We start from the raw sequence: 20,375 nt of genomic DNA, 5'->3' as shown, positions 1-20,375 counted from the left end.
AAGCGAATATAAAGGAGGTCTAAATTTATTTTATGAACAACATTTACGGAGAAAATTCAGGTAAAGGTTTTATAAAGGAAGTTCCTTTATCTACCTTTGCAAAAGCAGTAGAAAGTGCTATTTATAAAGCACCGCTTAGAGAAAACAACAAAGTTTGGTTAAGCGACTTATGGCTCATCACTTCTTTACCGGAAGATTTGATCAAAGAAACTATATCCAAATATATAGAAGAAATCGATATACCCGAAGACGTTGAAGAAATATACGACGATGAAAAAAATAAAGTTCTTTGGAAAAAATAAGTAAAAGGAGCGTTGTAATACTAATTAAAACTGGAGGGAAAATGTGAAAGTAGATTTTCATACTCATTCTACAGGATCAGACGGAAGTAACACTCCTAATGAATTATTGAATCTGGCTTTAGAAAAAAATATAGAATATCTATCTATCACCGATCACGATACCCTTGATGGAGTAAAATCTTTAGAAAATTTTAAAGATTTAAAAAAATTAAAATTTGTTCCTGGAGTAGAGATAAGTGCAGAATTCCCAACCACTCTACACCTATTAGGATACGGTTTTGATAGCAATAACGAAAGACTAAATAAGGTTTTAGAAGAGCTTCAAGAGTTCAGAAAAAAAAGAAACGTTTTAATGATCGAAAACATGCAAAAACTTGGTTTTCAAATTACCCTTGAAGAACTAAAAAAAGAAGCAGGTGGAGAATTGATTGGTAGGCCCCATTTTGCTTCTTTAATGGTGAAGAAAAATTATGTAAGCAACAAACAAGAGGCTTTCGATAAGTATTTAAAGAAAGGAGCTCCTCTTTACTTAGATAAAAAAAGGTTGAATCCAAAAGATGCAATATTGTTAATTAAGGAAGCGGGTGGTGTAGTTGTTTTGGCACACCCTTATCAAACAAAACTCGATGAACAAAATCTAGCCAATCTGATCAGAGAGTTAGTAGATTATGGGTTAGATGGCATAGAAGCTTATTACTCCTCGCACACCAAAGAAATGAACGAAAAGTATAAAGCACTTGCCAAAAAGTATGATTTGTTTATAACCGCTGGTTCGGATTATCATGGAACAAACAAAGCAGGGATAGAAATGGGGATTAACATCAGCAAAGAAGAATTAGAACCATTTTTAAATATTTTAAGGATGCTTTAAGATTCTTTGCATATAATAGATTTAGAAAACAATAACCCCCAATAAAATCCCCAACTTATCCCGCTTTATGCGGGGTTTTTTTATAAAAGAAATATATTTAATGGAGGTTTTTATGAAGAAAAAAAATCTGTTAATTCCGTTGTATGGTATTTTCATGGGTATTTCTGATTCTATCCCGGGAGTTTCAGGCGCTACGATAGCTTTGATACTAGGCATTTATGAGAGTTTCATATCTGCATGGTCTTTTGTTTTTTCTAATTTATTCAATTTCAAAACTTTAACGAAAAGTCGGGAACTTAGATTTTTGATATTGTTGTACATAGGTGTTTTTCTTGGAATGTTCTCAACCTTGGGACTTATAGACTTTTTAATAACTAACTACCAAACAAGTGTCTTTTCATTCTTTTCAGGTTTAATTATCGGGAGTATCTTTTTTTTAGGCTCAGATATATTTAAAAATCCTGATTTCAAAAATACGCAAAAATCTAAATACGTTTCTTTTTTTATTTCAACCGCTATTGGTTTTTTAGTTGCCTTCTATATTTCAGGGGCACAGTTTTTATTAGAACAACACGATTTTTTAATAATCTTTTCTTCTGGATTTTTGGCTATCTCTGCTATGATCCTACCGGGCATTTCCGGTGCATACGTCCTATTACTTTTGAATCAATATTCATTCATTGTAAAAGCAGTTAATGATTTTAATTTCCCTGTACTGATAACCTTTGTTTTGGGTGTTGTACTGGGATTGGCTTCTATGAGTAGACTATTGAAATGGGTGTTGGACAATTTTTACCTCACGACAATGTTTTTTTTGATGGGACTAATGGTTGGAGGATTGAGGGCTCCCATTTCAAGAATAGATAACTTTGTTAGTTTTTTAATATTTGGTTTAATTGGAGCCATAGTAATTGTAATTATCGAGAGGTTCGGTAGAAACAATAAATAATTTCACTGTTTCCTTTTTCTCTTTTTTGGTATTCCAAAAGTTTGATCAATTTCAACCTCTTTCCCCAACTCTCTATGAACAAGGGAAAGAGATTCCAACTTTATTTGATACTTTAACTTTTTATCAGACAAATAACTGGTAATCTGTCCAATGTTCTCTTTATTAATATCTTCTACCGCTAAAGTTATATGTGGAAACCAATTATCAGGAGAGTAATATTCATTAAGCTTTGAGTCATTTACATTGACCAAATTCCAAAGGTATTCGTGAAAGTTCAAAATTTCTTTTGTCGGTTTTACAGGGATGTACAAGGTTAATTTTTTGCCGGTAAATAAGGCTACACCTTCCGTTTTTATGGTTAATGAATCCAATTCTTTGGTTGCCTTTTTGAGTAACTTATTTAAATCGTTAACTTTATAATTCTCAGCAACACTCCAAGTTATATGGGGAAAAGGTACGTTGTTTTTTACCCAATTAACGCCAAAATTCTTTTCTAATTCATTCCAAAGTTTTGTTATTTTATTGTAAAAAGGTTGAGGTAGAATAGTCAAAAGAGCTTGCACGATTATCACCTTTTTTAGTGGGAGGTTTAAAAATGAGCTACAACAAAAAACGAATCATAAAGTTTCTTATCTATTATTTCTCTATTTCTGTTGGAGTTCTTTTAATATTCTATTTTTGGTTCACAAAACTTTTTTGGTTTTCTCTAGTAACTTGGATTTTTGCCACATTTGGTGTTGTTTCAATTTCTTTTTTCACTTTGATGAACCTAAGAATCGCTGAACTTCAAAATGAGTCAAAAGATGTAAAGAATAAAAATAATGAAAATGATTAAAGTGTTTATCAAACTAAGTTCAATTCGTCTTTTATTCGAACCATACCATCTATGGCTATTTTGAAGAAATCGTCTAATTCGATGTTCAGTTTGGTTATTTCTTTTATTTTTTCTCTGTCCGCTCCTCTAGCAAAAGCATTGTCTTTGAACTTTTTTTTTAATGATTTAACTGATAATTCAGCTATATCTTTGCTTGGCCTTACTAAGACAGAGGCAACAATAAGCCCAGAAAGTTGATCTGCAGCATATAAGGCTATCTCAATATCTTTTTCCAACGCTTTTTTTTCGTTATGCGCCAATATAGCGTCTTTTACATCTTGATCGACCTTGTCTCCAAGCATTTCAACAGTTTTTAACGCATGATTAGCTGGATCATCTTTGGTTTCTTCGTAATCCAAGTCGTGTAGTAAACCGGTGATTTCCCATTTTTGCTCATCTTTGTTTAGATGTATTGCTAACTCTTTCATAATAGCTCCAACGGCAAGGGAATGAGTGAACAAATTATCCGTTTTTAAGTTTTGCTTTAGTAACTCAAGGGCTTCTTCTTTAGTCAAAAAAATCACTCCTTATTCAAATTTATTATAAGCAAATTTAAAGTAATAATAAAAAATTAATACAGTAAATAAAATAGCTCCAAAGATGATCCATAAACCGATTACCACGGGTGGGGTAGTGGTAAAAATTAATATTAAACATGCAACTAAACCAAAAAATAACCAAAACATGATCTTCAGATTACGCCATATTTTATTTAATTTTTCTTTCATCTTTGAATTTTGAAAAAGCAGGTCGTCCAAAGTTTCCCTATTTTCTTTATTTTGTTCTTCTAATAGTTTTATTCTATTCTCTAAATCTTCAACATTATTCTTAGCCATCCTTTTTGCGTACCTCCTTTGGAAAAAGAGATTTTTATATCATTTTAATTATTATATCACAATTTTGCAGATTTCAAAGGCCTTTCGTGCAATAAATAAGCTTTCTCAAACTTATTAACCAATCAATTAGTCTATTTAGGCATTTTCTAAATATACAAATTATTTGCCCTGTATTTTTAATAATTAAATAACCAGAAAAAATATGGTATAATTTAAGGACAAAAAGATAAAGATTTTTTATTGTTCGGGCTGCTAAAGCTTGGTTTAGAATTCTTAAAGTTGCTATAACTACTACACTTAGGAGGGAATTTGATGAAGGGAATGATCGTAGAAACTTGGATGGAAACTTGGAAAAATACATATGGAGAAGATTATGTTAATCAGCTTTTAACCGAAATAGGAATTCCAAAAGATAAACACTTCTCTCCTTTCGAAGATTTGGAAGATTCAAAAGTTTTTAAACTTCTTGATTTAATGAGTAAAACAACTAATAAATCAAAAGAAGAGCTCATGAAAGAATTAGGGAAAAAAAACATTTATACGTTCAAAAAATATTACCCTAATTTTTTCAGAAAAAAGGGACTTCTGTCATTTTTATCAACCATGAATGACGTTCATAAATCGTTGACAAGGAGAATAAAAGGAGCCAAACCTCCCGCGATTGAATTTGAAATCATAGATAGCAACTCAGCCTACATTACCTATCGTTCTTTCAGAGATATGAGATACTATTTCTTAGGATTGTTGGAAGGTTCCGCCGAGGTTTTTGGTGAAAAAATTGAATATGAGATTATTGATCAAGGAAACACTGATCAGGGAAGTTTTCTAAAAATAAAATTAAAAAGCGAGAAACCATACGCAAAAATCAAGAAGGCAAGGTTTTTCACAGCTATGAGCTTATCATTAATGAAAATGTTTTTCACTTCTCTAACTTTTTATACAATAATCATTGTCTTTTTATTATCTTGGCTTTTTACTTGGATTTTAGGAAACCATTGGTATACATTTTTAATTACAGGTATCTTATCTGGAGCGTTTATTCTTTCGATGGGTAATTATTTCAAAAGGTTATTTTCTTCTTCTTCAGAAGGGTTGCAAAATTTAAATAACCTCGAATATGATAAACCCGTACTTTTAAAGGGAGAAAAAATGCTTGAAAAGCATTCTTTAGAAATTGATAATTTGAGAAGCAATTTTAATGGTATTTTTATTCAATTAACTGGAGATATAGAAGAAATAGAAACCTTTACTGAAAAAGTTGGCGAAAGAGCTGAAGAAATGAAGGAAATAAGTGACTCAATAGGAGAACTAGTTGAACAGGTGGCTATAAGTTCGGAACAGATCGCTCAAGATGCCGAATCAATATCAAATGTAGTTGAAGTAAATGTAAATACAATACAAAGTATCATATCTAGAGAAGATCAGATGGTAGACTCTTTGGAAAATGCTGTCAAAAGAATCAATGATTCCTCTTCAAAAGTAGAAGCATCCTCAAAAGAAATAGAAAATATGAGCGAAAGATTCAATAATTTAGTGAAAGAAAGTGATAAGTTAGAAGAGGATACTAAAGAAATTCTTAAGGTTGTTGACACGGTAAAGGGTATTGCTGATCAAACTAATTTGTTAGCCTTAAACGCGGCAATTGAAGCTTCAAGAGCAGGAGAAGCTGGCAGAGGATTTGCGGTGGTAGCTGATGAAATAAGAAAATTAGCAGAGGAAAGCAAAATAGCCGCTTCACAGATTGATAATATACTTAGTAGAATATCTTCAGGTATTCAGCTATTAACAGAAACTGTGGAAAAAGAGTTTAAGGCAATGAGAGAAGGAGCTAACAATCTAAGAATTAGCTCTCTAAATAATAAAGAATCTGCTACTAATATAAAAAATATCTCTAAAGAGATACACGAAATATTAAACGAATTAAGCAGTGAAGGGGTCAAACTAGAAGATTTAACTAAAAACACCCAAAACTTACTAGCTATATCCGAAGAAGGTTCGGCTACCGCTGAAGAAATATCTAGCTCCGTCAAAACGTTTGTAAATAATATAAAAGAAATCCTACAGAACATAAAAGAGGTGGATAGATTTATTTCTTCACTTAAAGAAAGCTTATCCAATAAGAATTGATCTTTTATTTCAAAATTATGTTATTTTTTTAATCTTTTTTTAAAACTTTCATGTTATACTTTACTTTAGAATGTGCCTTTAAAACATTTGAGAATTTTGAAAGACGATAATAAGTTTAAATAAGGGGGTAGATAACTTTGGTAGAAAGAGAAATGACAAGACAGTTTTTGGAGGATGCATTTTGTGGTGAATCCAAGGCACATATGAAGTATTTGATTTTCTCTACTGAAGCGGAAGAAAAAGGGTTAAAAAACCTTGCAAGAATGTGGAAAGCTATTGCACATGCTGAGTTTGTTCATGCAAGGAATCATTACAGAGCCTTGGGTTATATTGGATCAACTCAAGATAACCTCCAACAATGTATAGATGGAGAAACCTTTGAAATTGAAGAAATGTATCCAGTGTACAACAATGCAGCTAACTTTCAAGAAGAAAATGAAGCGGTAAGAACCACCTATTTTGCTTTGGAAGCAGAGAAAATACACGCAGAGTGGTACAAGAACGCAAAAAAGGTTGCAGACCAGGGTAAAGATGTTGAAGTTGGTAAAATCTTCATATGTGATGTCTGTGGTTATACTGTAGAAGGAGAAGCACCAGAAAAATGTCCTGTTTGCGGAGCTCCGAGAAGCAAATTTGTAGAATTCTAACTAGATTTTTTAAGAAAGGAGATGATTCTTTGTGTTAGGTGATGTAATTAAGATTAATGATTTCAAAAATGAAAAACATGTCCCTACAATCGATTGTCCAGACAAAGTTGAACCTAACGAAGAGTTTGAAGTTGATGTACAGATAGGTAAAGAGATTAAACATCCGAACACAGTAGAACACCATATTGAATGGATAGATCTTTTTATACAATATGATGATGATCCAAATACCGTACATGTTGGCAGATATATTTTTGGACCTGTGGTGGGGGAACCTCACGTAAAAGCAAAAATTAAGTTAACCAAATCAGGAACGTTGATCGCCCTCTCTCATTGCAATATTCATGGACTTTGGGAAAACACTAAAAAAGTTTCTGTAGGATGATTTTTGAAAATACTAAATAGGAGCTGATAAAAAATGAAAAAATACAGGTGTATGATTTGTGGATATATTTACGATCCAGAAGCAGGAGATCCTGATAACGATATAGAACCAGGAACCTCTTTTGAAGATTTGCCCGATGATTGGACTTGCCCAGTTTGTGGTGCAGCTAAAGAAGACTTTGAATTACTTGAAGAATAAAAAGCGGGATGTTAATCCCGCTTTTTTAATAATTCTCCTCCAGATTTTCTTATTTCTAAATTTTCACCATCTTTTGAGTCAACTATAACCGTATCTCCTTCTTTTATAGTATCTTCAATGATCATAGTTGCCAAAGGAGACTCTATTTTTCTTTCTATGACTCTTCTCAACGGTCTAGCCCCATAAACTGGATCAAATCCTTCTTTTGCTATAACGTCCTTCGCTGCTTCTGTTATTTGAATACTAATATGTTTCTCCTTCAATCTCTCTTCTAACCTTGAAATCATTATATCGACTATTCTCTTTATCTGGGAGATACCCAAGGGTTTGAAAACTATAATATCGTCGAGCCTGTTAATAAACTCAGGTCTAAATGCCAATTTTACTTGGCTCATAATTTCATTTTTTGTGTTTTCATAAGATTCTTCTTCTGTTTCTCCAACAAAACCAACACTTTTCTTGGTTTTATTTAGTAACTCTGAACCTAAGTTGGAAGTTAGTATTATGATGGTATTACTGAAATTGACGGTCCTACCTTGAGAATCTGTTAACCTACCATCGTCTAAGATCTGTAACAATATGTTGAATACATCGGGATGAGCTTTTTCAACTTCATCGAATAATACAACGGAATAGGGTCGCCTTCTGATCATTTCTGTTAGTTGTCCACCTTGTTCGAAACCTACGTAACCTGGTGCTGCACCTACTAACCTAGAAACGTTGAATTTTTCCATGTATTCACTCATATCTATTCTCACGAGTGCGTCTTCAGTACCAAATAATATCTCGGCTAATGTTTTTGCTAGTTCAGTCTTTCCTACTCCAGTTGGACCAAGGAACAAGAATGAACCAACTGGTTTCTTAGGATCTTTCAATCCCGCTCTGGCCTTTTTAATATGATCTGCAACAGTGTTAACCGCTTCATCTTGGTCAACGAGTCTTTTGTGTATTTCGTTTTCAAGGTTGGCAAGTTTTTTCTTTTCATCTTCAACCATTCGTGTAACAGGGATTCCAGTCCATTCTTGTACCAAAGAGGCTATTATGTCTTCATCTACTACATTGCTTATTTCGCTTTGTACTCGTTTAGCAGCTTTTTGTGCTTGTTCTAATTCCTTTTGAAGGTCAAAATACTCTGCCTTTTTTTTGGAGGCTTCTTCATATTTTTCCTCTAAAGTTAGTTTATTAATCTCTTCTTCTAATTTTGACAATTTCTTTTCCAATTCTCTAATTTTCTCTGGTTTGGCTGAGTTTCTCAACTTCACTCTGGCACAAGCTTCATCTATCAAATCTATGGCTTTATCGGGTAAGAATCTGTCGTTAATATATCTATGAGAAAGATTAACTGCTGCGATTAAAGCTTCATTCAATATTTCGACCTTATGATGTTTTTCGTAAGTTTCTTTTATACCCTTAAGTATTTCAATAGCCTGCTCAGGGGTAGGCTCTTGTACATACACCGGTTGAAACCTTCTCGCTAATGCTTTGTCCTTTTCAATGTATTTTTTATATTCTTCATAGGTTGTTGCTCCAATAACCTTTATTTCACCTCTAGCTAAAGCTGGCTTCAAAATATTTGCGGCATCCATTGCATTTCCTTCAGCCACTCCAGCCCCTATTATATTGTGAAGTTCATCGATAAAAAGAATAATTTCGTCGCTCTTTTCTTTTACAGTATCGATAACTGATTTAAGCCTTTCTTCAAATTCACCTCTAAATTTAGAACCTGCCAACAAGGCGGCCATGTCTAATTGTAAAATTTTCTTATTTTTCAAATAAGAAGGAGGATTTTCATCTACTATCAACTGCGCTAAACCTTCTACTACGGCTGTTTTCCCAACTCCAGCGTCGCCAACTAATACTGGATTATTTTTAGACTTTCTTGATAATATTTCAATCATTCTATTTATTTCTTTTTCTCTTCCTATCACAGGCGTAAGCTTTCCTTTCTTTGCCTCTTTGGTTAAATCAACAGTAAATTTTTTCAAAGGATCTCCCATACCTGATTCTATTTCTTCGTCTCCGTTTTCTAACATCTCTTGTAGCCGTTCTCTAATTAAAGCTTCCGTAGTATAAGCAGACAGAAGTTTGGAAGCGTAAGATGTACCTTCCTTTAAAATCCCTAACAATAAGGCTAGTAAAGGAATTTTTTTAAAACCCATCCTGTCGGATTCTGATTTAGCTATTTGTAAAGCATTTGCTAAACTAGTTGATAGGTAAATACCTTGTGCACTACCATAGGACATTGAGTAATAAACTCCCATTTCTTCGGATAAAGCTTCTTCAAGTTTGCTTTTTATAGAATTAGTATTGGTACCTTGAAAAATTTTCCCCACATTTTCATCTTCAACATTTAAAATTGCTAACAACAAATGCTCAGGTTTGAGAATATTACCTCCTGAATAACCTAGAACATTTTGAGCTTCTTGAAATGCTTTTAAAGATTTTTCAGTAAAATCATTCGGATTGAATCTCATTAAGTCACCTCCATCCATAGATCCCTTTCAGGGAGTTTTTTTCTACGTAATAAAGTATTTTATCACTCGTTACTTTTATTTGCTAATTCTATTTTCATTATATCCTTTTCAATGTAAAATGTCAAGAAAAATTTTTAAATTTCTGTTTTAATTCATTTTCTTTTATAAAACCGCCCAATATATCCAACTTGTCATTAGAAAATTTCATTCAATTGGTGAATTTACAGTATTTTTTATCCCATTTTTAAGCAATTTAGTGTTATAATTAGAATGAAAAAGACAAAATATCGGAGTGTGGAGCATATGGTAAGCAAAATTTTAAATATTATATACAATGATAAACCTCAAAATGTATTAAAATCAACTTTTAAAGAAGTATCTTCCCAATTGAAAGAATCAATGGAGAAAGACAACATTATGTTTATTTATCAATCAAGCAGAGAGGTTTTTAAAGCTTTAGCTTCTACAATAGATAAGTTTGAAAATATTAAAATATACCTACGCGGAGACGAAGATCTAAAAAACAAAATTTTTTCAAATGAGATCGTACCTGTGAATCTAAAAGATGATATTTCACAAGTAAGTTCTACTGCAAACGATATAAGAGAGTTATTTTTGTATCCGATATTTTCCGAAGAAGGCTTAATTGGCGCCGTCGGATTATTTGACAATCAAATTGATAAAAATACTTTCGACCAACATTTTTTTTATTATTCCGTATTGATTAATTTGATTATAGAAAAATTGAGAATTAGGGATTTGCAAGACAAGGTAATTTTAATGGAAAAGCTCACCGACATTATAGAAGAAATTACCGAAAAAGATATAATAGTCAATAATGTATTAAAACTCCTAAAAGATTCTCTACATGCAGAAAGCATAGCATTCTGGAAACTTCAAGGTGATACTCTCGAAATCAAATACTTTTTAGGAATAGATGAAAGCACAATCATAACTAGAACTATCCCTATAGAAAATACCCTCGAAGGTAAAGCAATAAAAGAAAGATCGAGTTATATGCTAGTGGGACGAGAAAACTTTCAAAATTATTTTATTCCTTTTAATATAGATCTCAAATCTTCTATTTATTCTGTTATAGAACAAAATGATGAAGTTTATGGCGTTTTAAGTGTTTATAACAGAGAAGCAGAATACTCATTTAGAACTTACAAAAATTTTGATGATGCAGATTTCCACGTTTTTTCGGACACCGCCAAAAGATTAGCTTTTTCTATTCATAGAATAAATTTATACAACAAACTTCAAAATGAAGTCAGTAAATTGACTGAATTGAAAATGAATTATGAACAGCTTATTGAAAAACAAAAAGAACACTTAGATATGCTAAATGCATTGGATAAGATATCCCAAGCTGTGAGATCTGTTTACGATAAAAATTTGGCAATAAAAATAATGCTTTTAGGCTTAACTTCTGGGAGAGGTCTCAAGTTCAACAGAGCTCTTTATTTAGAAAAGGACAAGGTTCGGGGATTCCTTGTTCCAAAAATATGGGTTGGTCCTGATACAGAAGAAGACGCTACCGAAATCTGGAAAGACGCAAACATTAGGGCTTTAAAATACGGAAACGTCGTTCAGTACCTAAAAGAGGAGGCCATAAAAATACCCACCAATAATAAACTAATCCTCAGTTTACAAAATAAAGTTTTAGCATATAAAGGGCATCCTATTTTAGAACGAGTCGTTGAAAAAAAACAGGTTTTACATATCGTTCCTCAAATGTTGGAAATTAAATGGGAAGATTTAGAGGATATATACGATATAGTTAAAATTAATGAGTTTCTTATTTTCCCAGTTACTGGAATGACAGAAACTAAAGGAGTAGTAATAGTTGATAACAAAATAAACAAAAAACCCATCACCAACATTGAAACTGAAATTGTAAAATTATTTAAAGATAATATGGGATTAGCTTTGGAAATGATAGAAAATTATCAAGAATTAAAGGAAAAAACATTAAGATTAGAAGAACAAAAAGATTTGATGGATTACTACAGAAGATTCAAAGATAATATATTACAAAACCTGGCTGTTGCCGTAGTTGTGGTTGATAGAAATGGAAAAATAAACGAATGGAACAGAATGGCAGAAAATTTTTTCTCCAGACCAAGAGAGACCATGATAGGAACTGCTATCCAAGATATAACAGAACTAATCGGGGAAGAAATAATCGAAAAAATTAAAGACATTTATGAAACCAGAAATAATATCAAATTAAAGAATTATGAAGTAAAACTTTCCGATACCAAGAAAATTTTTGATATTCAGCTATCTCCTTTGAGAAACGAAGAATTAGGAGTGATAGAAGGCGTTATAATTGTTTTTGATGATGTAACCGAGCTGTACAACCTTCAAAAAGAAATGGAAAAGCGAGAAAGACTTGCTGCCATGGGAGAAATGACTGCTAGAATAGCTCATGAAGTGAGAAATCCTATTACTATTATCGGTGGCTTTTTAAACAGGATAGCTAAAATGAACGAAATGGATGATATTCAAAAATATACCCAAATTATTAAAGAAGAACTTTCAAGGCTCGAACATATAGTAAATGAGATCTTAGAATATTCTAGAGGAGGTAAAATTAACCAGATTGAAGAAGTCGATTTGATAGAAATCATACGTGGAATAATATTGATGTACGAAGATTTTATACAACAAAAACACGTTATGGTGAATACTGATTGGTTAAAAGAAGAGATCGTAATAAAAGCAGACAAAGATAAAATAAAACAGGTATTGATGAATTTAATAAAAAACGCCTTAGAAAATGTATACAACAATGGGAAAATTGAAATAAAAGTTGGATTTACCGATGAAAATAAAGTTTTTTTTGAAATAACCAACGATGGACCCTCTATTCCCCAGGAAATTAAAGAAAAATTATTCACACCTTTTCTTACTACAAAAAGCAATGGGACAGGATTGGGTTTAGCTATTTGTAAAAAAATAATAGAAGAAGAACACAAAGGTAAAATTTATTTGGTAAAATCTGACAATAATGGAACCTCTTTCAGATTTGAAATTCCAACAGGTGAGAAATAATACTTTTTAGGAGGGGTTAAGTTGTCGAAAGTACTAATAGTAGATGATGAAGAGAACATAAGAACTTTAATAAAAGAAGAACTGGAAGAAGCTGGTTACGAGGTTACTACAGCAAGTAATGCAAAAGATGCACTGGAAACCTTAGAAAATGATCAAGATATAGATATCATATGCACTGATATCGAAATGCCTGATGTAAATGGCTTAGAACTCGCAAGTGAAATCAGAAAAAGGTATCCAAACAAAAAAATAATATTTCTCACAGCCTACTCACATTATAAAAGCGAGATGGCATCCTGGGCTGCAGATGCTTATGTTGTAAAATCAATGGATTTAACAGAAATAAAAGATACAATCGAAACTCTTTTAAAAATTCAATAATATTTTATCGGAGGTGCGGGTTTTGGATTACAAAGACACAATCAATCTTCCAAAGACATCATTCAAGATGAAGGCAAATCTAAAAGAAAAGGAGCCTCAAATTCTTCAAAAATGGGATGATTTAAATATTTCTTACTATCTCAGAAACAAAAGAATCGGGGAAAAAAAGTTTGTTTTACATGATGGTCCACCGTATGCGAATGGAGACATTCATATGGGGACTGCCCTTAATAAGGTTTTAAAAGACATAGTTTTAAAATACAAAACATTGAGAGGTTTTGATGCTCCTTATGTCCCTGGCTGGGATACGCACGGTCTTCCAATTGAACATAATGTTACTACCAAGCTTGGAGAAAAGGCACACACCTTGAGTAAGTTAGAAATAAGAAAACTTTGTGAAGATTACGCTATGAAATACGTAGACATTCAACGAGAAAGCTTTAAAAGGTTGGGGGTAATAGGTTTTTGGGATAAACCATATTTAACTTTGAATCCCGAATATGAAGCCAAAGTTCTAGAAATTCTTCGTTCTATAGTTGAAGCTGGCAATATTTATCGAGGAACAAAACCTATATATTGGTGTACAGAATGTCAAACAGCTTTAGCAGAAGCTGAAGTTGAATACCATGATCATACATCAGATTCAATTTATGTAAAGTTCCCTCTAGTTGGAGAAAACAATGCATACGTGATCATTTGGACGACAACACCGTGGACTTTACCAGCGAACGTAGCTATTGCTGTTCACCCTAATTTTGATTACGCAAAAGTTCAAGTTGGAAACGAATATTGGATAATGGCTAAGGAATTAGTTGATAAAACTATGAAAGAATCAGGAATAGATAATTACAAAATAATCGATACCTTTAAAGGATCTACATTAGAAGGGAAAAAAGCTAGACATCCTTTTGTTGACAGAGAAAGCCTTTTAGTACTTGCAGATTATGTAACTTTGGAAGAAGGTACCGGATGTGTTCACACTGCTCCAGGACACGGTATGGAAGATTATATAACAGGTACAAAGTACAACCTTCAGGTAATATCTCCTGTAGATAGTAAAGGATATTTCACCGACGAAGCTGGAAAGTATAAAGAGATGAAAATTTGGGAAGCGAACAAAGAAATTATCAAAGATCTAAAAGAAAACGGTTTTCTCGTTCAATCAGGAAAGATAACTCATTCCTATCCACATTGTTGGCGTTGTAAAAATCCTGTTATCTTTAGAGCCACTCCTCAATGGTTTATAGATCTTGAAAAAAACAACTACCGTGAAAAGGTGTTGGAAGAAATAAAAAAAGTAAATTGGATACCCAAGTGGGGAGAAAATAGAATATCCTCTATGGTGAGAGAGAGACCTGACTGGGTAATTTCAAGACAGCGTGCCTGGGGAATCCCAATACCAGCTATTAAATGTGATAATTGTGGCGAAACAATTTTGGACACCAAAATTATAGACCACGTTATAGAAATTATAGAAAAAGAAGGGAGTAATGCGTGGTTTGAAAAAGAAGCGAAAGAACTTCTACCAAATGATTACAGGTGCCCTAAATGTGGTGGTTCAGAGTTCAAAAAGGAAGAAGATATTTTAGACGTTTGGATCGATTCTGGATCATCTTTCGAAGCAGTTGCAAATTCACGTGAAGAATTAAAAAAATTCCCTGTAGATTTATATCTTGAAGGAAGCGATCAACATCGAGGGTGGTTCCAAAGTTCTATATTCTTATCTGTTGCAAAACACGGAATTGCCCCTTATGAATCCGTTTTGACTCATGGTTTTATAAAAGACGAAGAAGGAAAGAAGATGTCTAAATCCTTGGGAAATGTAGTCAACCCAAAAGACATTATCAACAAATATGGAGCAGACATATTAAGGTTATGGGTTGCATCAGCAGATTACAGAATGGATATTAAAATATCTTACAATATTTTGGAACAACAGGTTGAAACCTACCGCAAACTTAGAAATACTATAAGATTTTTGCTGGGCAATATAAATGATTTTGACCCTGATGAAGATTCTGTGGCTTATGAAGAAATGTTAGAAATAGACCAATGGGCATTGATGAAGTTACATAATTTGATAAAAAATGTCACCAAAGCTTATGACAACTACGAATTTTACAAAGTACACTATCTTATAAACAATTTTTGTACAATAGATATGAGTTCTACTTACTTGGATATAATAAAAGATAGAATATACGTAGAAGGAAAAAAATCTAAACTCAGGAGATCCGCTCAAACAGTTTTATATGAAACCGCTATAGCTTTAAATAAGATGATTTCACCCATATTGCCTTTTACTGCGGAAGAAGTTTACGAGCATCTCAATTACTCAAACAAATATGAAACCATATTCGCTGAACTATGGCCTGAATATAAAGAGAATTACCTTAGCGAAGAATTAGAAGAAAAGTGGAATAAAATTTTTGCTTTGAGAGAGGATGTTTTAAAAGCCCTTGAAGAGAAAAGAAAAGAAAAATTTTTAGGAAACTCTCTGGATGCTAAAATTATCCTCAACCTAAAAGATGATACATTAAAGCAAATTCTATCTCAATACGATAACAACTGGATTGCTGATCTATTTATAGTATCTCAATTTGAATTTGGTAATGTAGATGAAGGATTTGAAGGTCGATACGCAACAATTAAAGTTACCAAAGCAGAAGGGGAAAAATGCGAAAGATGTTGGAAAGTAGATCCTAATACGGACAATGACCCTGACTTTCCGGGCGTTTGTCCAAGATGTGCAAGAGTATTAAAAGAGGAAATAAATGCGTAAACTCTAGGATGGGCTGTATAGCAAAAGAACACAAAAAACAGTTTTATTAATTCTAAAGGTATGTGAGGGGGTACATAATGAAGCTTTTTTTTGGAAAAAAGGAAGAGAAAGTAATAAAACTTTTTTCTAAACATTTAGAAAAAGTAGAAGAAGGGGTAAACTTACTCACAGAATTAGTAGAATTGTATGTAACAAACGATATGGAAAAATCTGTTGATTTATCAAAACAAATATCTAATATAGAAAGCGAAGCTGATTCTTTAAGAAGAAAAACGGAAAGCGAAATGTATCAAGGAGCTTTTTTGCCAAATTTTAGAGGAGAACTTTTAGAATTAATAGAAGCGGTTGATAAGGTTATGAATAAAACACAAACGGTTTCAGAAATCTTAATTTTTCAAAAACCAAAAATACCCGAGAATTTTAAACCAGATTTTTTAGAACAAAGTCGATTGGTAAAGAAAACTTATAAATCCTTGAAAAAGTCTATAGAAAACGTATTCGAAAATATAGAAAAAAGTAGTGAGTATATTCAAAAAGTTGAATTACAGGAACATGAAGAAGATATCTTAGAGAAGGATTTAATACGAAGATTGTTTGAAATAGATAGCCTTGAATTATCGGAAAAATTGCAGTTGAAAGATCTTTTTCTACAGATAGGAGATATAGCAGACAGGGCCGAAGATGCTTCTGATAAATTAGAAATTATAGTCTTAAAAAGGAACATTAAATAAAAATATCGCTGGTCGAAAAAACCAGCGATATTTTTTTATAGCAAGTTCATTATAGCAAAGGATAAACCTGCAGAAATTACCACTGAGATAATGATATCTAAGAAGTTTACTCCTCCACCGGCACCTTCAGCTATTTGTTTTACATCAGTGACCTCTTGAGAGAGCTGATCAACACTACTTTGAACGGCTTGTAAGTTTTGGGACAATTCAGAAACAGATTGGGTATTATTACTTAATTGAACACTTAATTCGTCAGTAGTGTTTTTTAACGAAGTAAACTCAGTTTTATCAACTTTAGAATCTATCTTCGAATTCAAGTTAGCCGTTAAAGCATTCAATCTGTCCAAATCTTGGTTTACACTAGAAAAAGAGTTTTGAATACTAGCTACTGAATTTTTTAACGACTGTATTTCTTGATTGGAATTAGATACTGTTTGAGAAAGATTCTGATAATTACTATTCAGACTTCCAACGGTGTTTTCCAGATTGGTAACTCTGGTATTTAAGTTTCTGATGTCAGTTTCGCTTACCGCGGGCACTGATATGGCGTTGACCTTTCTCTCTAATTCGTCTATCTTCGTGGTGGCATAACCAAGCAACTCATAAGAATTCTGAAGTTCCTTGACAGAACTATCCAACCTCGAAACGGAACCCTGAAGAGTAGAAAGATCACTTGTAAGAGAGTTTAATTTTGTTTGAAGTTGCTGTAATTCCGCTGAAGAAACTCCTTGCGGAACAGATAAACTACTTACAGTCCTTTCCAAATTCGCCAAATTTTGGGCTAAAGGCTCAATCATACTTTGTTCTACGTAATCAATCGTTCTGGACAAAGCAACAGTCAGTTGATACCTGTTCATGTTTTCTAATCCTTTAAAAGTACCATCGGGGTATCCTTCAATAATGCCAATACCAGAAAGCCTTTCAACTGCATCATATGCCCAATGATTGATGGGAACATCCTTAAAAGACTGTGAAAATACTCCTAAAGCCAAAAACAAAAATAAAAACAAAATACCTGCCTTTTTCACTACACACACCTCCTGAATTTTAGTATTTTAAGTTTTTTTACTGCTATCGATTTTATTTTATCACAAAAAGTGGTGAACTACTCAACTCTAACGAGGAGAAAGGCTTCTACCTCTTGAGGAGAGCTTCCTAATTCATCGACCGTTGCGAAACATCCTAGAATGAATCTAAGGGTGCTCGACTTACACAGTCTCCAAAGGCTTAACATCCCCCAGTTCCTGGGGTAGAGTCAGTTTATACAGCGACTAGCTGTTTCCTTATCTGCCGTAGGGCTATATAACGAATGCCTGTTTTAACCCAAACTGCCTAATGTTAACAGCAGCATTTATATCTCTATCATGTTTAGTTCCACATTCAGGACATACCCATTCTCTATCAGAAAGTTTTAAACCTTCATTCTTATACCCACATACACTACAAGTCTTAGACGAAGGTTCAAACATTCCTATTTCGATTACCTTTTTACCTAATCTCTCTGCTTTGTATTTTAGGAACGTTTTGAATTGATACCATCCTGAATCTGAGATACTTTTAGCTAAGTGGTAATTCTTTAACATGCCTCTTATATTGAGAGTTTCTACAACAAAGAGATCAGCTTGGTTCTCACTGATTTCTTTTGTTAGTTTATGCAGAAAATCCTCTCGTGTATTTTTTATTTTCTCATGTATTCTAGCAACTTCTAATTTTGCTTTGTCCCAATTCTGTGAGCCTTGTTCTTTGCTTGAAAAAATTTTATATGCATGTTTTAGTCTCCTTTCGTACTTAGACAAAACTTTAAGAGCTGGATACTTCGTTCCATCGGATAATACAACAAAATCTTTCAATCCCATATCCATACCGATTGAGTTTTCGTAATCTATATCTCTTTCTGGGTAAGAACCTTCGACTTCAAAGGTTATAGACACAAAGTACTTACCTGTTGAAGTTTTAATGAAAGTACAATTTTTTATCTTTGCATTTGGATCTATTTTTCTATGGACTCTTACTTTAATACCTTCTTTAAACTTTGGTACGAAAAGAATACCGTATTTATCATTACCCTCATTTTCATATAGTTGTATATGTTGAGGAACTCTAAACGATTGCCTACTTGATTTCTTTTTAAATTTAGGGTGCTTAGCTTGTTTCTTGAAGAAACGTTTATACCCAGTCTCTAAATCTTTTATGGACTGTTGTAAAGATTGAGAATTGGCATCGTTTAGCCATTGATATTTCTCGGTTTTTTTAAGAGTTGCTAATACTTTACACCACATATAGTAATTAGTTAACGTTTTAGTATTCTTATATGCATTGTTAGCAAATTCTAAGAAAAGGTTGTATACAAACCTAGCATGTCCAAAGTGTTCGTTAAGTTTATGTATTTGTTCGTTAGTTGGGTACAACCTAAACCTGTATGTTATTAGCATTTTAATTCTCCTGATATAATGTGTATTTAGTCCTTTTAGAAACTTTAAAACACGCATTGTAACTAACTTTTAATACCTTAAATATTATACATTTACCTCAAGAGTAACCCTTGTTACAGTTTTTACCTATTTTTTGAAGTAAAGATCTTTTATTCGCCAAAGTCCGAATGCGTATAACTTTTTCACCATATACGATCTTATCAAAGAAAATGTCCATGGGGCATATACCTATTGCGGGGCAAAGTATAAAAGTATATATTATGTTATTTGATCAGTACCCTTTTATTTCAAACCTTCTTTCTTTATCTCTGAAATTACCTGCTCTATAATGTCAAGAAACTGATTGACTTCGTCTACTGAATAGGCCTTATCGATCACCCATTTTAGATTTGATTTTGCATCTTGAAAGTAACCGAGGTTTTCAAGACTTTTTTTGTAAGATGTAATAATATTTTCCGGATGGTTAACCTTTTTTGTAATATCTCCAAATACCGTATAAATACTCTGATTGAATGCAGAACTGGGGGGGAACCCGTAAAATAGACCAACAGAACCACTCGTCAATTCAACATTTAAAGAAAAACCCTTGGACCCCCATCTGATCATTAAGCCTTTTTGTTCTGCGAATTCAAATATCTTCTGAAAGACTTCCGTTCCGTTATTATCCAATAAATTTAAGAATTTTTGCTTATTAACCTTTGGAAGTGAGGAGGAATAAATTTTTTGACGTATAAATTCTTCTTGACCAACAACAATATCGCTTGAGATTATCCTTTCTCCAAACTCGGTCTCGAAATACTTAAACTCCATACAATAAATATCAATACCTTTTTTTCTTAAAAATAAGGCGGTTTGCCGAATTTCTTTTGAAATTTCCTGAGCAACTATTACTAATTTTGTTGATTTATTAAATGAAACTTTTTCATCTGTTTCGTTTTGGAAATACGCTCGGTGATAATCTTCTAAACTAATTTCTTCACCAGAATAGTCTCGATAAATTTCATTTAACTGTGAATAATCTAAGTTCTCAATAAAGGAAGCGTATTCTAATAGCTGAGCAATTGTCTCCCGCGGTGTTTTGTCCCTTTTTAACTCAATCACCACGGTATTCCCATTTTTATCAATACCTAACAAATCTATAATACTATTTAAATTGGTAATAACCTGACGACCAATTATAAGAACATTGCTTTCTTCAAAAAAGTATTCAGGACTATTTTCAAGCAAAACTTCTAAATCTTTTTCTAAATTGGAATCTTTGTAAAGTTGTTCTTTATATAGAATTAAGTTTCCATTTTTATCAATGGTAAACATTTTCATGTTCTA

19 protein-coding genes are annotated in these 20,375 nt (G+C 32.7%); 12 read left to right on the top strand and 7 right to left on the bottom strand.

Annotated features, from left to right (window positions below; all coding sequences use genetic code 11):
- Window positions 1-32: 32 nt before the first annotated feature.
- The 3 genes from X926_RS01445 (at window position 33) to X926_RS01435 (ending at window position 2,122) form a co-directional block, all read left to right on the top strand.
- Window positions 33-302 carry a hypothetical protein gene (locus X926_RS01445; RefSeq protein ID WP_012209431.1) on the top strand — a complete coding sequence of 90 codons (270 nt, stop codon included), beginning with the start codon at window positions 33-35 and terminating at the stop codon, window positions 300-302.
- A 43-nt stretch (window positions 303-345) separates the two neighbouring features.
- Window positions 346-1,173 carry a PHP domain-containing protein gene (locus tag X926_RS01440; RefSeq protein ID WP_012209430.1) on the top strand — a complete coding sequence of 276 codons (828 nt, stop codon included), beginning with the start codon at window positions 346-348 and terminating at the stop codon, window positions 1,171-1,173.
- 112 nt (window positions 1,174-1,285) lie between these two features.
- On the top strand, window positions 1,286-2,122 hold the full coding sequence (locus X926_RS01435; RefSeq protein ID WP_012209429.1) for a DUF368 domain-containing protein: 837 nt from the start codon (window positions 1,286-1,288) through the stop codon (window positions 2,120-2,122).
- Between the two features lie 2 nt (window positions 2,123-2,124).
- Here X926_RS01435 and X926_RS01430 read toward each other — a convergent pair whose 3' ends face one another.
- The gene (locus X926_RS01430; protein WP_012209428.1) at window positions 2,125-2,685 is read right to left on the bottom strand and encodes a 2'-5' RNA ligase family protein; all 561 of its coding nucleotides are present in this window, start codon (window positions 2,683-2,685) and stop codon (window positions 2,125-2,127) included.
- Window positions 2,686-2,717: 32 nt separating this feature from the next.
- Here X926_RS01430 and X926_RS01425 point away from each other — a divergent pair, with 32 nt between their 5' ends.
- Entirely contained in the window at window positions 2,718-2,957 is a 240-nt protein-coding gene (locus X926_RS01425; RefSeq protein ID WP_012209427.1) for a hypothetical protein, read from the top strand.
- A gap of 8 nt (window positions 2,958-2,965) precedes the next feature.
- Here the strand turns inward: X926_RS01425 and X926_RS01420 are convergent, their stop codons facing one another.
- Both X926_RS01420 and X926_RS01415 read right to left on the bottom strand, forming a co-directional pair.
- Window positions 2,966-3,520 carry an HD domain-containing protein gene (locus tag X926_RS01420; RefSeq protein WP_369973667.1) on the bottom strand — a complete coding sequence of 185 codons (555 nt, stop codon included), beginning with the start codon at window positions 3,518-3,520 and terminating at the stop codon, window positions 2,966-2,968.
- 3 nt (window positions 3,521-3,523) lie between these two features.
- Window positions 3,524-3,832 carry a hypothetical protein gene (locus X926_RS01415; protein WP_012209425.1) on the bottom strand — a complete coding sequence of 103 codons (309 nt, stop codon included), beginning with the start codon at window positions 3,830-3,832 and terminating at the stop codon, window positions 3,524-3,526.
- A 312-nt stretch (window positions 3,833-4,144) separates the two neighbouring features.
- Here X926_RS01415 and X926_RS01410 point away from each other — a divergent pair, with 312 nt between their 5' ends.
- The 4 genes from X926_RS01410 (at window position 4,145) to rd (ending at window position 7,189) form a co-directional block, all read left to right on the top strand.
- Window positions 4,145-5,959 (top strand): heme NO-binding domain-containing protein, encoded by a 1,815-nt coding sequence (locus tag X926_RS01410; RefSeq protein ID WP_012209424.1) that lies wholly within the window; start codon window positions 4,145-4,147, stop codon window positions 5,957-5,959.
- Window positions 5,960-6,096: 137 nt separating this feature from the next.
- The gene (locus X926_RS10285) at window positions 6,097-6,606 is read left to right on the top strand and encodes a rubrerythrin family protein (RefSeq protein WP_012209423.1); all 510 of its coding nucleotides are present in this window, start codon (window positions 6,097-6,099) and stop codon (window positions 6,604-6,606) included.
- 31 nt (window positions 6,607-6,637) lie between these two features.
- Window positions 6,638-6,991 (top strand): class II SORL domain-containing protein, encoded by a 354-nt coding sequence (locus X926_RS01400; protein WP_012209422.1) that lies wholly within the window; start codon window positions 6,638-6,640, stop codon window positions 6,989-6,991.
- Window positions 6,992-7,024: 33 nt separating this feature from the next.
- Window positions 7,025-7,189, top strand: coding sequence for a rubredoxin (gene rd / locus X926_RS01395; protein ID WP_012209421.1), 165 nt, complete (start codon window positions 7,025-7,027; stop codon window positions 7,187-7,189).
- An 11-nt stretch (window positions 7,190-7,200) separates the two neighbouring features.
- On the opposite strand, the gene X926_RS01390 is transcribed toward rd, so the two are convergent.
- Entirely contained in the window at window positions 7,201-9,663 is a 2,463-nt protein-coding gene (locus tag X926_RS01390; protein WP_041534137.1) for an ATP-dependent Clp protease ATP-binding subunit, read from the bottom strand.
- 303 nt (window positions 9,664-9,966) lie between these two features.
- On the opposite strand from X926_RS01390, the gene X926_RS01385 reads away from it, so the two are divergent.
- From X926_RS01385 to X926_RS01370, 4 genes are all read left to right on the top strand, one after another.
- Window positions 9,967-12,723 (top strand): ATP-binding protein, encoded by a 2,757-nt coding sequence (locus tag X926_RS01385; protein ID WP_158245169.1) that lies wholly within the window; start codon window positions 9,967-9,969, stop codon window positions 12,721-12,723.
- Between the two features lie 21 nt (window positions 12,724-12,744).
- Window positions 12,745-13,104, top strand: coding sequence for a response regulator (locus X926_RS01380; RefSeq protein WP_103064704.1), 360 nt, complete (start codon window positions 12,745-12,747; stop codon window positions 13,102-13,104).
- A 22-nt stretch (window positions 13,105-13,126) separates the two neighbouring features.
- Complete coding sequence (ileS, locus tag X926_RS01375; RefSeq protein ID WP_103064703.1) at window positions 13,127-15,886, top strand: isoleucine--tRNA ligase; 2,760 nt, start codon at window positions 13,127-13,129, stop codon at window positions 15,884-15,886.
- 77 nt (window positions 15,887-15,963) lie between these two features.
- Complete coding sequence (locus X926_RS01370) at window positions 15,964-16,617, top strand: TIGR00153 family protein (RefSeq protein WP_012209416.1); 654 nt, start codon at window positions 15,964-15,966, stop codon at window positions 16,615-16,617.
- A gap of 35 nt (window positions 16,618-16,652) precedes the next feature.
- Here X926_RS01370 and X926_RS01365 read toward each other — a convergent pair whose 3' ends face one another.
- The 3 genes from X926_RS01365 to X926_RS01355 form a co-directional block, all read right to left on the bottom strand.
- Window positions 16,653-17,645 (bottom strand): S-layer homology domain-containing protein, encoded by a 993-nt coding sequence (locus tag X926_RS01365; RefSeq protein ID WP_012209415.1) that lies wholly within the window; start codon window positions 17,643-17,645, stop codon window positions 16,653-16,655.
- Window positions 17,646-17,915: 270 nt separating this feature from the next.
- Window positions 17,916-19,049, bottom strand: coding sequence for an RNA-guided endonuclease TnpB family protein (locus X926_RS01360; protein WP_103064702.1), 1,134 nt, complete (start codon window positions 19,047-19,049; stop codon window positions 17,916-17,918).
- Between the two features lie 282 nt (window positions 19,050-19,331).
- On the bottom strand, window positions 19,332-20,369 hold the full coding sequence (locus X926_RS01355) for an endonuclease NucS domain-containing protein (protein ID WP_012209413.1): 1,038 nt from the start codon (window positions 20,367-20,369) through the stop codon (window positions 19,332-19,334).
- Window positions 20,370-20,375: the final 6 nt, after the last annotated feature.

Source organism: Petrotoga sp. HWHPT.55.6.3 (assembly GCF_002895495.1).
In the GTDB taxonomy this organism is placed as follows: domain Bacteria; phylum Thermotogota; class Thermotogae; order Petrotogales; family Petrotogaceae; genus Petrotoga; species Petrotoga mobilis.
The sequence above is the reverse complement of the archived record's forward strand: the minus strand, read 5'-3'. Positions and strand labels throughout refer to the sequence as shown.

Coding starts and splice junctions, on each gene's coding strand:
- X926_RS01445 (WP_012209431.1), top strand. CDS start 33: ATGAACAACATTTACGGAGAAAATTCAGGTAAAGGTTTTATAAAGGAA.
- X926_RS01435 (WP_012209429.1), top strand. CDS start 1,286: ATGAAGAAAAAAAATCTGTTAATTCCGTTGTATGGTATTTTCATGGGT.
- X926_RS01425 (WP_012209427.1), top strand. CDS start 2,718: ATGAGCTACAACAAAAAACGAATCATAAAGTTTCTTATCTATTATTTC.
- X926_RS01415 (WP_012209425.1), bottom strand. CDS start 3,832: ATGGCTAAGAATAATGTTGAAGATTTAGAGAATAGAATAAAACTATTA.
- X926_RS01410 (WP_012209424.1), top strand. CDS start 4,145: ATGAAGGGAATGATCGTAGAAACTTGGATGGAAACTTGGAAAAATACA.
- rd (WP_012209421.1), top strand. CDS start 7,025: ATGAAAAAATACAGGTGTATGATTTGTGGATATATTTACGATCCAGAA.
- X926_RS01390 (WP_041534137.1), bottom strand. CDS start 9,663: ATGAGATTCAATCCGAATGATTTTACTGAAAAATCTTTAAAAGCATTT.
- X926_RS01385 (WP_158245169.1), top strand. CDS start 9,967: ATGGTAAGCAAAATTTTAAATATTATATACAATGATAAACCTCAAAAT.
- X926_RS01370 (WP_012209416.1), top strand. CDS start 15,964: ATGAAGCTTTTTTTTGGAAAAAAGGAAGAGAAAGTAATAAAACTTTTT.
- X926_RS01360 (WP_103064702.1), bottom strand. CDS start 19,049: ATGCTAATAACATACAGGTTTAGGTTGTACCCAACTAACGAACAAATA.
- X926_RS01355 (WP_012209413.1), bottom strand. CDS start 20,369: ATGAAAATGTTTACCATTGATAAAAATGGAAACTTAATTCTATATAAA.